Source organism: Sulfuriferula plumbiphila, assembly GCF_009938015.1.
GTDB lineage: Bacteria > Pseudomonadota > Gammaproteobacteria > Burkholderiales > Sulfuriferulaceae > Sulfuriferula > Sulfuriferula plumbiphila.
The window spans coordinates 931242-943969 of sequence record NZ_AP021884.1; the positions used below are offsets into that span (position 1 = coordinate 931242).

13 protein-coding genes are annotated in these 12728 nt (G+C 57.5%); 3 read left to right on the forward strand and 10 right to left on the reverse strand.

The genetic code is table 11. The annotated features are described in order from the left end of the window. Positions 1-13 precede the first annotated feature (13 nt). Positions 14-1513 (forward strand): lysine--tRNA ligase, encoded by a 1500-nt coding sequence (gene lysS, locus GZH91_RS04985; protein WP_147071585.1) that lies wholly within the window; start codon positions 14-16, stop codon positions 1511-1513. A gap of 6 nt (positions 1514-1519) precedes the next feature. Here lysS and GZH91_RS04990 read toward each other — a convergent pair whose 3' ends face one another. Next, a complete protein-coding gene (locus GZH91_RS04990; RefSeq protein WP_147071587.1) occupies positions 1520-4009 on the reverse strand; it encodes a glycogen/starch/alpha-glucan phosphorylase in 2490 nt (829 codons plus the stop codon). A 179-nt stretch (positions 4010-4188) separates the two neighbouring features. On the opposite strand from GZH91_RS04990, the gene GZH91_RS04995 reads away from it, so the two are divergent. Then, positions 4189-4533, forward strand: coding sequence for a FeoA family protein (locus GZH91_RS04995; protein WP_147071589.1), 345 nt, complete (start codon positions 4189-4191; stop codon positions 4531-4533). Positions 4534-4548: 15 nt separating this feature from the next. After that, positions 4549-6333 (forward strand): ferrous iron transport protein B, encoded by a 1785-nt coding sequence (gene feoB, locus GZH91_RS05000; protein WP_147071771.1) that lies wholly within the window; start codon positions 4549-4551, stop codon positions 6331-6333. Positions 6334-6409: 76 nt separating this feature from the next. Here feoB and iscX read toward each other — a convergent pair whose 3' ends face one another. From iscX to cysE, 9 genes are read right to left on the reverse strand one after another with little or no spacing between them, the layout of a single operon-like run. Beyond that, complete coding sequence (gene iscX, locus GZH91_RS05005; RefSeq protein WP_147071591.1) at positions 6410-6604, reverse strand: Fe-S cluster assembly protein IscX; 195 nt, start codon at positions 6602-6604, stop codon at positions 6410-6412. A 1-nt stretch (position 6605) separates the two neighbouring features. Then, complete coding sequence (fdx, locus tag GZH91_RS05010) at positions 6606-6944, reverse strand: ISC system 2Fe-2S type ferredoxin (RefSeq protein WP_147071593.1); 339 nt, start codon at positions 6942-6944, stop codon at positions 6606-6608. A 20-nt stretch (positions 6945-6964) separates the two neighbouring features. Further along, positions 6965-8827 (reverse strand): Fe-S protein assembly chaperone HscA, encoded by a 1863-nt coding sequence (gene hscA / locus GZH91_RS05015; protein ID WP_147071595.1) that lies wholly within the window; start codon positions 8825-8827, stop codon positions 6965-6967. After that, positions 8827-9360, reverse strand: a complete 534-nt coding sequence (gene hscB, locus GZH91_RS05020) for a Fe-S protein assembly co-chaperone HscB (RefSeq protein WP_147071597.1) — start codon at positions 9358-9360, stop codon at positions 8827-8829. Before hscB ends, hscA begins: the two co-directional genes overlap by 1 nt. 36 nt (positions 9361-9396) lie before the next feature. Beyond that, a complete protein-coding gene (gene iscA, locus GZH91_RS05025; RefSeq protein WP_147071598.1) occupies positions 9397-9720 on the reverse strand; it encodes an iron-sulfur cluster assembly protein IscA in 324 nt (107 codons plus the stop codon). 16 nt (positions 9721-9736) lie between these two features. Next, positions 9737-10144 carry a Fe-S cluster assembly scaffold IscU gene (gene iscU / locus GZH91_RS05030; protein ID WP_147071599.1) on the reverse strand — a complete coding sequence of 136 codons (408 nt, stop codon included), beginning with the start codon at positions 10142-10144 and terminating at the stop codon, positions 9737-9739. 23 nt (positions 10145-10167) lie between these two features. Next, on the reverse strand, positions 10168-11379 hold the full coding sequence (locus GZH91_RS05035) for an IscS subfamily cysteine desulfurase (protein WP_147071601.1): 1212 nt from the start codon (positions 11377-11379) through the stop codon (positions 10168-10170). A 30-nt stretch (positions 11380-11409) separates the two neighbouring features. Next, positions 11410-11883, reverse strand: coding sequence for a Fe-S cluster assembly transcriptional regulator IscR (gene iscR, locus GZH91_RS05040; protein ID WP_147071603.1), 474 nt, complete (start codon positions 11881-11883; stop codon positions 11410-11412). Positions 11884-11937: 54 nt separating this feature from the next. Next, entirely contained in the window at positions 11938-12690 is a 753-nt protein-coding gene (gene cysE, locus GZH91_RS05045; RefSeq protein ID WP_147071605.1) for a serine O-acetyltransferase, read from the reverse strand. Positions 12691-12728 lie beyond the last annotated feature (38 nt).

The window sequence follows — 12728 nt, forward strand, 5'->3', positions numbered from 1 at the left end:
GCATTTTCACATCATGACCGAAGAAAATACGCTGCCCCAGGACGAAAACCAGATCATCGCCGAGCGCCGAGCCAAGCTCGCCAAATTGCGCGGGGCAGGTGTGGTCTTCCCGAATGATTTTGAACGCAAGGATTATGCCGCCGCCATCCAGGCAGCGCATGGCAGCAAAACCAAGGAAGATCTCGAAGCCGCGCCGGTGGAAGTGCAGTTCGCCGGACGCATGATGCTGAAGCGGGTGATGGGCAAGGCCAGCTTCGCCACCTTGCAGGACATGGGCGGACGCTTGCAGATTTATGTTTCCAACGACGTCACCGGCGAAGCCGCGCATGACGCATTCAAACACTGGGATCTGGGCGATTTCGTCGCTGCCACCGGCATTCTGTTCAAGACCAAGACCGGCGAACTGTCGGTACGCGTCACCGAAGTCAGATTGTTGTCCAAATCGCTGCGTCCATTGCCGGAGAAATTCCATGGGCTGACCGATCAGGAGCAGAAATACCGCCAGCGTTATCTCGATCTGATCACCAACGAGGACACGCGCCGGGTGTTCGCCACACGCTCGAAAATCGTCCAGGCGATCCGCAATTTCATGACCGGGCATGGCTTCCTGGAAGTCGAAACGCCGATGATGCACCCCATCCCCGGCGGTGCGGCGGCCAAACCCTTTACCACCCACCACAACGCGCTGGACATGGAGCTGTTTCTGCGCATCGCGCCGGAACTTTATCTGAAGCGGCTGGTGGTGGGCGGTTTCGAGAAGGTGTTCGAGATCAACCGCAATTTCCGCAACGAGGGCCTCTCCACCCGTCACAACCCCGAGTTCACCATGATGGAGTTCTACGAGGCGTATCGCGACTACCGCTACCTGATGGACTTCACCGAATCCCTGCTGCGCGAAACTGCGCGGGTGGCCACCGGCAGCGAACAGGTCACTTACAACAGCCAGTTGATTGATCTGGGAAAACCGTTCGACCGCCTCGCTATCGTGGCTGCGGTGCGCAAATATCATCCGGAATATTCCGCGGCACAACTCAACGACCGCGCCTGGCTGGTGGGCTGGTTCCAGGCCCACAAGACCAAGTTCCGCGAATCCGACGGACTGGGCGGCTTGCAACTGACGTTTTTCGAGGAAACCACCGAAGCCTTGCTGATCCAGCCCACTTTCATCATCGACTACCCGGCGGAAGTCTCCCCGTTGGCGCGCCGTTCCGATAGCCAGCCCGACATCACCGAGCGCTTCGAGCTGTTCATAACCGGGCGCGAGATGGCCAACGGCTTCTCCGAGCTGAACGATCCGGAAGACCAGGCCGAGCGTTTCATGGAGCAGGTGCGCAACAAGGAAGCCGGCGACGAGGAGGCCATGCACTATGACGCCGACTATATCCGTGCGCTGGAGTATGGCCTGCCCCCCACCGGCGGCTGTGGTATCGGCATCGACCGGCTGGTGATGCTGCTGACCGACAGCCCGAGTATCCGCGATGTGATTCTGTTCCCGCAGATGCGGCCGGAATAGACCGCTTTACATCGCACCGGGTTTGAGCTTCCAAATCTCCCGGTTGTATTCCCGCATGGTGCGGTCGGTGGAGAAGAAACCGCTGGAGGCAGTATTGAGAATGCTCATGCGCGTCCAGCGCACCTGATCCTGCCAGGCCAGCGAAACGTGCTCTTGCGCATCCACATAACTGCGGAAATCGGCCAGTGTCTTCCATGGGTCGTGGGGGCTTTGCAGGGCATCCAGAATCATGTCGAAGATGTACGGCTCGTATGGATTGAAATGACCTGAACGCAGTAGCATGAGCACGTCGTGCAGGTCGTTATCCTGGGAGACGTAGCGCCATGGGTGATAGTCGCGCCCCATGGCATCGACTTCGTCGGCCTTGAGGCCGAACAGGAAGAAATTTTCAGCGCCGACTGCGTCCATGATTTCGATGTTGGCGCCGTCGTAGGTGCCAATGGTGACGGCACCATTCATCATGAACTTCATGTTGCCGGTGCCGGAAGCCTCTTTGCCAGCGGTGGAAATCTGTTCGGAGAGGTCCGTCGCCGGGGCGATAATCTCCATGCTGGACACCCGGTAATTGGGCAGAAATGCGAGTTTCAGGCGCCCGTTTACGTCCGGATCGCTATTCACCACGGCAGCCACGTTATTTACCAGCTTGATGATGCGTTTGGCCATCACATACCCCGGCGCAGCCTTGCCGCCAATCAGCACGCAGCGGTTGGTCCAGTTGTCCATGCGTCCGTTTTTGATGCGCAGGTAGAGATGAATCACGTGCAGCACATTGAGTAACTGACGCTTGTATTCGTGGATACGCTTGACCTGTACATCGAACAACGCCGTGGGATCAAAATCCACATCGCACTCGGCTTTGACAAGTGCAGCCAGACGTTGCTTGTTGGCAAATTTGACCTCGCGCCAGCGTGCATGAAAAGCCTCATGGTGAGGCTCGGCATAGGGTTTGAGTCGCTCCAGCTGGCTCAAATCAGCCACCCAGCTATCGCCGATGGTTTCACTGATTAGCGCGGTCAAGCCCGGATTGGCGTAAGCCACCCAGCGTCGCGGGGTCACACCGTTGGTCTTGTTGTTGAATTTCTCCGGCCATAATTGATAAAAATCGTGGAACAAGCCATCGCGCAGCAACTGCGAGTGCAATGCCGCCACACCATTGACTGAAAAACTGCCCACAATTGCCAGCCACGCCATGCGCACATGGCGCTGGCTGCCCTCTTCGATGATGGACATGCGCTTCTGGCGTTCGATGTCACCCGGCCATTTGAGTGACACCTGGCGCAGAAAACGTGCGTTGATTTCGTAGATAATTTCCAGTATGCGCGGCAGCAGGCGCTCGAACAGCCCCAGCGGCCATTTTTCCAGCGCTTCCGGCAGCAAGGTGTGATTGGTATAAGCCATGCAACGCGTGGTGATTGACCATGACTGTTCCCAGTTCAGACCTTTTTCATCCATCAGGATGCGCATCAGTTCGGCGACCGCGATGGTCGGATGTGTATCGTTCATCTGGAACACATTTTCTGCCGCAAAATCGCGATAATCTCGCGCTTCATGACGTTCCCATACACGCATGGCATCCTGGATGCTGGCCGAGGCCAGGAAATACTGCTGACGCAGACGCAGTTCCTTGCCGTTTTCGCTGCTGTCGTTGGGATAGAGCACCATGGAAATATGCTCGGCGCTATTTTTTGCACCCACTGCCTCGGTGTAGCTGCCGGCATTGAATTCACCCAGGTTGAATTCGTCGGTTGCCGCCGCCTTCCATAAGCGCAGGGTATTCACTGTTTTGTTGCGATAGCCGGAAATGGGCATGTCGAATGGTACCGCCAGCACGTCTTGCGTATCCACCCAGCGTGCACGCTGATTGCCCAGACCATCCCGATAGTGCTCGCTACGTCCGCCGAAATGCACCCGCTGGCAGTATTCACTGCGCTCGATCTCCCATGGGTTGCCGTTGCGCAGCCAGCGATCCGGCTCTTCCACCTGATAGCCGTTGTCGATGTGCTGGCGAAACATGCCGTATTCATAACGCAGGCCGTAGCCCATTACCGGCAGCTGCAGAGTGGCGCAGCTATCCATGAAACACGCTGCCAGGCGCCCCAAGCCCCCATTGCCCAGCCCTGCATCGGGTTCCTGATCGGCAATTTCCTCCAACCGTTCGCTTAATTCCAGCATGGCCTGATCGGTTTCATTCTTGATGCCAAGGTTAAGCAGATGATTGCCCATAGCCCGCCCAATCAGAAATTCCAGCGACAGGTAATAGGCGCGGCGACTGCCGGGCTGCAGCTGAGTATCCCAGGTATTGCGCCAGTCCACCATCAGGCGGTCACGCAGCGTGTAAGCAAGGGCCTCATAAGTATAGAATGGCGCGCATCCCTGAAAGCGTCCGAGATGATAAGACAGATAACGTTGAAAATCGGTGCCGATAGCCTTGGCATCGTTCGCCAATGGTGTGAGCTGAACCGGCCGGTAAACGGTTCTCGAGGTATAAGCTGGCATGGAAAACGCTCCTTGAATAATTGGCCTGTGAGTTGATTTTGCACATCGGCGGAGTGGCCATTTCCGCTGAAGCGCCGGATCCGGGTTTGCATTTACACGTCTTCAACGTCTGCTCCATGCCCGAACGTTGTTTAGCCCGTCTTGTGATTGTCTCTGATTGACCGGGTTTCCGGATCAATGTGTTCCAACTGTATTTTATTTTGCATGTCTTTTCAAAAAAAATGCTCGCATGCTTGCGCGGCATACCGCCTTGTGATAAAAATAAGAATGTTTCTCATTTAGATAATTTTATGCATACCCCGCTTGATCACCTGTTCCCCAATCAGAGCGGCACGATTGAAACCATCGAAGCCGGCCCCGAGCTCGGGCGGCGTATGGCCGCACTAGGGCTGCGCCCTGGACGGCGTATAGAGGTACTACGCGCAGCACCGCTCAAAGGCCCGCTGCAAATTCGCATTGGCCATACGGAGCTGATGATACGACGTATCGATGCTGCCAAAATCAGCGTAAATCAGGTCGCCTGACACCTCGCCATCATGATGAAACGTATCGCCCTTTTGGGCATGCCCAACACGGGCAAATCCACTTTTTTTAACCGCCTCACCGGTGCTGGCGCACGTGTGGGCAACTGGCCGGGGATCACGGTTGACCTGCTGGCCGCCAAAATCCTGCTGGGCGGCACTATGGTGGAGGTGGTGGACTTGCCGGGCATTTACAATCTGCACGGCTTTTCTGACGACGAACAGGTGGTACGCCATTTTCTTGAATCCCAGACCGTCAACGGCCTGGTGGTGATTCTCAATGCCACCCAGCTGGACCGGCAACTGGCGCTGCTGCTCCAGCTCAAGGCACTCAAGCTGCCCATGACGCTGGTTCTGAATATGTCGGACGAGGCCAGGCAACTGGGAGTCAAAATTGATCTCGCCGAGCTTGCGCGCAACCTCGATATGCCGGTCACGCTGATCAGCGCAAAATACGGCCAGGGGTTCGAGTCCGCACGTCATGCCATTGAACAGATTGTGCAACACAATCCGGCAGCGCGCCTGGCCGATGCCGCGGGCCTCAGTCAGGATGACCGCATCGAAGTCGAGCTTGACCGCATTGTCAGTGGCTCGGTAAGCACGCCGATTACGCTGCCGCCCGATATCACGCGACGCCTGGACCGGGTATTGCTGCATCCATGGCTGGGGCTGCCGCTGTTTTTTATTACCGTGTTTTTGCTGTTCCAGCTGGTTTACGGTATCGGCACCCCCCTGCAGGACGGCATGAACTGGGGGCTGGAACAGATCAAGAGCGGCCTTTTGCAACCCGCGCTGGTACATGCTCCGCTGCCATTGCGGAGCTTCATCCAGGACGGTTTGTTCGATGGCATCGGCACCGTGCTGAGTTTCCTGCCCATCATCGTGGTGTTCTTCATGTTCATGGCGATTATCGAAGACAGCGGCTATCTGGCGCGTGCCGCCTATCTGATGGATGCGGTCATGGCCAGGCTGGGACTGGATGGGCGCTCGTTCGTGATGCAGCTGATGGGCTTTGGCTGCAATGTACCGGCGCTAATGGGCACGCGCGTGATGCGCTCGCGTGCGCTGCGCCTGCTTACCATGCTGGTGATCCCATTCTCGCTATGCTCGGCGCGTTTGCAAGTGTTTCTGTTTTTCACCACCGCCATTTTCGCGCCGCGCGCGGCTGCGATGGTGATGTTTTCGCTGTATCTGATGAGCTTTTTGATGGCGTTCCTCACTGCGCTGGTGTGGCGCGGCAAATATCGCAGCGTGGAACCGCTGCTGCTGGAACTGCCGCCTTACCGTTTTCCCACCTTCAAACAACTCATCGCGCAGGGCTGGCAGCAGTCGCAGCACTTTTTGAAAGGCGCCTCCGGCTATATCGTCGGCGGCGTCATTGTGGTGTGGGCACTGACACATTATCCGTTCAGCGTGCCGCCCGCCAGCCCGGCCACGCTGGCCGGACAACTGGCTGACTTCATGGCACCCCTGTTCCAGCCACTGGGTATCGACCGCCTGCTGTCTGTGGCATTGTTGTTTGGCTTCATCGCCAAAGAAATCGTGATCGGCGCACTGGCGGTGATTTATGGTGCCGGACAGTCGAATCTGGCGGGCATCATTGCCGGCAAGCTGGACTGGGTACAGGCCTACAGTTTCATGCTGTTCACACTGATTTACACGCCGTGTCTGTCCACCGTGGCGGTGCTCAAACAGGAATCAAAAAGCGGGTGGTTCACCGTGCTGGCAGTCGCCTGGCCACTCGGCCTGGCCTGGCTGGTGAGCTTCATTTTCTACCAGAGCGCCCGCGCATTGGGGTGGTAATGCCATAGCAACCGCAACCGGGAACAGGCCGATCCGGACAGATATGAAGTCATCGCATGGAGCGGATCAGGCAGCGTTATTCAGCCTCATCCATCCACGCCATCTGGATCGCTTCAAGAATTTTTTCGCTGGATTTATCCGGCGCATCGTCAAAGCCGGGCAACTCGGTCACCCAGCGGTGCAGGTCAGTGAAGCGCACGTATTGCGGGTCGACTTCAGGGTGCGTTTCCGCCAGTTCGATGGCGATATCCAGGGTGTCCGTCCATTTCATGTCAATGCCCTTCCTTGACCATGTTGATGGTGTATTTTGGAATTTCGATAACCAGGTCTGTTTTGTCCACCCGCGCCTGACAGGACAGCCGGGAGTGGGGTTCCAGACCCCATGCTTTGTCCAGCAAATCGTCTTCTTGCTCGTCAGAGGGCGCAAGCGAGTCGAAGCCCTCGCGAACGATGACGTGACAGGTGGTACAGGCGCAGGATTTCTCGCAAGCGTGCTCGATTTCCACACCATTGGCCAACAGCGTGTCACAGATGGACACGCCGGGCTGGGCTTCGATCACAGCGCCTTCAGGACACAGTTCCTCGTGGGGCAGGACGATTAATTGGGGCATATCGGTAACCGCTTGGTTAATTAAATGGCGTCAAGATGCTGGCCCGCCAATGCCTGCCTGACGCTCACATCCATGCGCCGCGCGGCAAAATCATGGGTGGCAGCGTTGAGTGCTTCGGCAGCATCCTTGATGGCACGATGGTCGGAGGCGTCGAGCCGGGCCTGCAGCGTGCTCACGGCAGCTTCAATCGCATCACGCTCATCTGCAGTCAACAGCTGCGCAGCGTTTTCATCCAGCGCAGTTTGCGTCGCGTCGAGCAGACGTTGCGCGTCCACCCGTGCTTCCTGCAATGCGCGCGTCTGCATATCGTCCTTGGCGTGGGTGTAGGAATCGCGCAGCATGCGGGTGATGTCTTCATCGGCCAGACCGTAAGCGGGTTTGACCGTGACAGATGCCTGCACGCCACTTTTCAGTTCCTGTGCCGTAACCGACAGCAGACCGTCAGCGTCCACCTGAAAGGTCACGCGGATACGCGCTGCACCGGCCACCATCGGGGGAATGCCACGCAGTTCGAATTTCGCCAATGAGCGGCAATCGGACACCAGCTCACGCTCGCCCTGCAGCACATGAATGCTCATCGCGGTCTGGCCGTCTTTGTAGGTGGTGAATTCCTGCCCGCGCGCAGCGGGGATGGTGGTATTGCGCGGCACAATCTTCTCCACCAGGCCACCCATGGTCTCGATCCCCAGCGACAGCGGAATCACATCCAGCAGCAGCCAGTCGTCCTCGGCACGATTTCCTGCGAGCACATTGGCCTGAATTGCCGCGCCCAAGGCAACCACCTTGTCCGGATCGAGGTTGGTCAGAGGTGTCTGTTTGAAAAATTCAGCCACCGCTGCCTGGATGCGCGGCATCCGCGTCGAGCCGCCCACCATGACTACCCCTTTAATCTCATCCACGCTCAAACCTGCGTCGCGCAAGGCTTTGCGCGTTGGCGCCAGGGTCTTGTTGACCAGGCTTAGTGTAATCTCGTTAAACGTCGTCGCAGTCAGCATCAGGTCTACGGTTTCGCCGGTCGAGAGCACGGCAGTGATGCTGACTTCACGGTGCTCGGACAGCGCTTCCTTGGCCTCGCGCGCCTTGGTCAACAACAGCCGGGTATCTTTTGCATCCAGTGCAGCCAGGCGCGATTTTTCCAGAATCCAGCAGAACACACGCTGGTCAAAGTCATCCCCACCCAGTGCCGAGTCACCATTGGTGGCCAGCACCTCGAACACGCCTTGCGACAGGCGCAGGATGGAGATATCGAAAGTGCCCCCGCCCAGGTCGTACACGGCATAGATGCCTTCTGCGGCATTATCCAGACCGTAGGCAATGGCGGCGGCAGTGGGCTCGTTGAGCAGGCGCAATACATTCAGGCCGGCGAGTTTGGCAGCGTCTTTGGTGGCCTGGCGCTGGGCATCGTCAAAATACGCCGGCACAGTAATCACCACGCCGCTCAATTCACCCCCCAGCGAACGCTCGGCGCGGCCGCGCAATACGCGCAGAATGTCGGCTGAAACCTCGACCGGACTTTTCACCCCGGCGGCGGTTTTGAACTGCACCATGCCAGGCGCATCCACAAAATGGTAAGGGAAGCTGCCAGCATCAGCGATGTCGGCCAGCCCGCGCCCCATGAAGCGTTTCACCGATACGACGGTATTATGCGGATCGATGCTTTGCGTGCATTGCGCTGCGTAACCCACCACCGGCTCGGCCGCGGCTGTGTAGCGCACCACGGACGGCAACAGTGCACGCCCGTCTTCGTCGTTCAGCACAACGGATACGCCGTTGCGCACGCTGGCCACGAGTGAATTGGTGGTACCCAGATCAATGCCCGCCGCCAGCCGGTGCTGATGCGGTGCGGTGCTCATGCCGGGTTCGGAAATTTGCAGAAGTGCCATCAGGTTTCGAGTGCTTCGTAGGTATCGTGAATTTCCGCGACCAGTTTGTCCATGAATTTGAGCTTGCGCACGCTCTGCGCCGCGGCGGCGTAATCGTGTTGTTCATCCAGCTGCTGGGCAAGTCCGCCACGCAATTGCCGGGCAGTGCTGGCAAGTTCCGCCTCGAGCGTTTGCAAGGCTGTCACGTCTGCTGCCGCGCGCGCGGTCTGTATGCCTTCTCGCCATTCCATCTGTTGCATCAGAAAGTCGCCGGGCATCGCAGTGTCATGCTCCGCCAGCGCGTCAATCCCCTGGAGTTGCAGCAGATACTGGGCACGGGTGAGTGGCGCCTTCAGCACCTGATAGGCTTCATTGACGCGGGTTGACCATTGCATCGAGGCGCGTTGTTCCGCCTGCGACAAATGCGTGAATTTGTCCGGATGTACCTGGCTTTGCAAGGCACGATAGGCTTGTTCGAGCGCAGCTGAATCCAGCGCAAAACCTGGAGTCAGCCCGAACAACTCGAAATGGTTGCGGGTGAAGTCAAACTGCATGGTACGCTCGCTGGGAATGACGTCCGGGCGCGCGGGTCAGACGTTAAAGCTTTCGCCGCAGCCACAGGCGTCTTTGACGTTGGGGTTATTGAACTTGAAACCTTCATTCAGGCCTTCGCGCACGAAATCGAGTTCGGTGCCGTCCAGGTATTGCAGGCTTTTCGGATCAATCAACACGGTCACACCGTGGCTTTCAAAACGCAGATCCTCCGCCCCGGCCTGATCGGCAAATTCCATCTTGTAAGCCAGTCCGGAACAGCCGCTGGTGCGCACACCCAGCCGCAAGCCCACGCCCTTGCCGCGCTTGGCGATAAAGTTGGAGACGTGTTTGGCTGCACGCTCAGTCAGGGTAATTGCCATAATGACCCTCGCCTGGTTAGCCGTGGCTGGCGGCAGCTTGTGTGCTGTCGTGCTTGTTCTTGTAATCTTCCACAGCAGCCTTGATGGCGTCTTCAGCCAGAATGGAGCAGTGGATTTTAACCGGCGGCAGCGCAAGCTCTTCAGCAATGGCGGTATTCTTGATTTCCATCGCCTGATCCAGGGTCTTGCCTTTGACCCATTCGGTCACCAGCGAGCTGGAAGCAATCGCCGAACCGCAGCCATAGGTTTTGAATTTGGCATCTTCGATGATGCCGTCCCTGCCCACCTTGATCTGCAGCTTCATCACGTCGCCGCAGGCCGGCGCGCCTACCATGCCGGTGCCGACATCTTCATCGTCCTTGCCAAAGGAACCCACGTTGCGGGGATTTTCGTAGTGATCGAGTACTTTATCGCTGTATGCCATGATCGTTCTCCTTCAGTAAATATTTAGTGTGCCGCCCAGTGCACGGTGTCGAGGTCGATGCCTTCCTTGTGCATCTCCCACAACGGGGAAAGCTCCCGAAGTTTGCCGATTTTCTGGTGCAACAATTCAATTGCGTAGTCTATGTCCTGTTCGGTCGTGAAGCGCCCTACGGAAAAGCGGATCGAGCTATGCGCAAGCTCATCGGAACGCCCCAGCGCACGCAATACATACGAGGGCTCGAGACTGGCCGAAGTGCACGCCGACCCGGACGACACCGCCAGATCCTTGATCGCCATCAGCAGCGATTCGCCTTCGACGAAATTGAAGCTGATGTTGAGATTATGCGGCACACGATGCTCCATATCACCGTTGATATGGACCTCTTCGATGTCTGACAAGCCCTTCAGCAGGCGATCACGCAACATGCGGATGCGCTCGTTTTCTGCGGCCATTTCTTCGCGCGCGATGCGGAATGCCTCGCCCATGCCGACAATCTGGTGCGTAGCCAGGGTGCCGGAACGCATCCCGCGCTCGTGGCCACCGCCGTGCATTTGCGCTTCCAGGCGCACACGTGGTTTACGCCGCACATACAGCGCGCCGATGCCTTTAGGACCGTAAGTCTTATGTGCCGAAAACGACATCAGATCCACCTTGAGGCTGGCCAGATCAATCACTACCTTGCCGGTAGCCTGGGCAGAATCTACATGGAAAATAATGCCCTTGTCACGACAGATTTCGCCAATGGCAGGAATGTCCTGAATCACGCCGATTTCATTGTTCACATACATGACGGACACCAGGATGGTATCCGGGCGAATCGCCGCCTTGAATTTCTCCAGATCCAGCAGACCGTCGGGTTCCGGGGTGAGATAGGTCACCTCATAGCCCTCGCGTTCCAGCTCGCGCATGGTATCGAGCACCGCCTTGTGCTCGGTACGCACGGTAATCAGGTGCTTGCCCTTGCCCTTGTAGAAATGCGCCGCGCCCTTGAGCGCCAGATTGATGGCTTCTGTCGCACCTGATGTCCACACGATTTCTTTGGGATCGGCATTGACCAGTTTGGCCACTTCCTCACGCGCATTTTCCACGGCTTTTTCGGCATCCCAGCCATAAGCGTGCGAACGGCTGGCCGGATTGCCAAACTGTTCGGTGAGATAGGGGATCATCTTCTGCGCTACACGCGGGTCAACCGGTGTTGTCGCTGAGTAATCCAGGTAAATCGGCATCTTTGACATCGTTTGCTCCACTGTTCAATCCGTATCGCGTCAGGCCGCGACACTTATCTTTTCGTGTCCAGGACGGTGGTCATGCACCACATTCGCCGCAGACTGCTTGCCTGATTGCTGCGCCACCAGACTCTCCAGCGTCACCGCCGCCAGATAATCCTGAATGCGCCTGTTCAAATTCGTCCATAGTTCGTGCGTCATGCAGCGCTGGTCGTCCTGACAGTTCTCCAGACCGCCGCATTGAGTCGCGTCAATCGGTTCGTCCACTGCCTGGATGATTTGCGCCACGGATATTTCGCCCAGCGGCCTTGCTACCAGGTAGCCGCCGCCCGGGCCGCGCACGCTTTCCACCAGCGCGCGACGCCGCAGCTTGCCAAACAGCTGTTCCAGATAGGACAGCGATATTTTTTGCCGTTCGCTGATACCGGCCAGCGTCACCGGCCCATGACCGTGATGCAATGCCAAATCGATCATGGCGGTTACTGCAAAGCGTCCTTTGGTCGTCAAGCGCATTGGCGTGGTCTCACTCGTATGACATCAGATTCGACAATACAATACCCGATAAATTCAGTCAACTATTTTATTGAGGTAGGCCGCGTCGAATTGTTCGTCAGTTTTACACGCTGCCGGAGGCTCCGCTCCCATTTTTTCCAGCTGCTGCAGAATCCATTCGATGCGTTCATCGGTAACAGTGGAGTGATTAATCAATCCATGCACTGCCTTGACCATGGGGTCATTCATGTCCGCACTGATGGCGTAAGCGGAGAAACCCAGCTTGCCGGCCGCCTGATTATTTTGCCTGGCCTGATTCTCGTCCAGAATGCGTGCTGGTATCCCCACGGCTGTGGCGCCCGCCGGCACGTCTTTTACCACCACGGCGTTGGAGCCAATCTTGGCGCCTTCGCCTATTGTGAGCGGCCCCAGTATCTTGGCGCCTGCCCCCACCACCACGCCTTTCTCCAGGGTGGGGTGGCGTTTGCCTTTATTCCACGAGGTGCCGCCCAGAGTCACGCCGTGATACAGGGTGCAGTCGTCGCCTATTTCGGCGGTTTCACCAATGACGACGCCCATGCCGTGGTCAATAAACACACGCCGGCCAATGCTGGCGCCGGGGTGAATTTCGATACCGGTCAAACCGCGCGCCAGGTGCGCGATGAAACGTGCCAGCCACTTGAAGTTTGCATGCCACAATCGCGCCGACAGGCGATGGATCAATACTGCATGTATGCCCGGATAGGTAGTGAGGATTTCCCACATGGAGCGTGCCGCAGGGTCGCGCTCAAACACCACTGAAATGTCTTCACGCAGCTTGCTAAACATGGCTCATGCAACCCTTCTTGACGCAAACCAAAAGTATC

Bases quoted from the DNA above. Each gene is read 5' to 3' on its own strand.
- lysS (WP_147071585.1), top strand. From the start codon at position 14: ATGACCGAAGAAAATACGCTGCCCCAGGACGAAAACCAGATCATCGCC.
- GZH91_RS04990 (WP_147071587.1), bottom strand. From the start codon at position 4,009: ATGCCAGCTTATACCTCGAGAACCGTTTACCGGCCGGTTCAGCTCACA.
- feoB (WP_147071771.1), top strand. From the start codon at position 4,549: ATGAAACGTATCGCCCTTTTGGGCATGCCCAACACGGGCAAATCCACT.
- iscX (WP_147071591.1), bottom strand. From the start codon at position 6,604: ATGAAATGGACGGACACCCTGGATATCGCCATCGAACTGGCGGAAACG.
- fdx (WP_147071593.1), bottom strand. From the start codon at position 6,944: ATGCCCCAATTAATCGTCCTGCCCCACGAGGAACTGTGTCCTGAAGGC.
- hscA (WP_147071595.1), bottom strand. From the start codon at position 8,827: ATGGCACTTCTGCAAATTTCCGAACCCGGCATGAGCACCGCACCGCAT.
- hscB (WP_147071597.1), bottom strand. From the start codon at position 9,360: ATGCAGTTTGACTTCACCCGCAACCATTTCGAGTTGTTCGGGCTGACT.
- iscA (WP_147071598.1), bottom strand. From the start codon at position 9,720: ATGGCAATTACCCTGACTGAGCGTGCAGCCAAACACGTCTCCAACTTT.
- iscU (WP_147071599.1), bottom strand. From the start codon at position 10,144: ATGGCATACAGCGATAAAGTACTCGATCACTACGAAAATCCCCGCAAC.
- GZH91_RS05035 (WP_147071601.1), bottom strand. From the start codon at position 11,379: ATGTCAAAGATGCCGATTTACCTGGATTACTCAGCGACAACACCGGTT.
- iscR (WP_147071603.1), bottom strand. From the start codon at position 11,883: ATGCGCTTGACGACCAAAGGACGCTTTGCAGTAACCGCCATGATCGAT.
- cysE (WP_147071605.1), bottom strand. From the start codon at position 12,690: ATGTTTAGCAAGCTGCGTGAAGACATTTCAGTGGTGTTTGAGCGCGAC.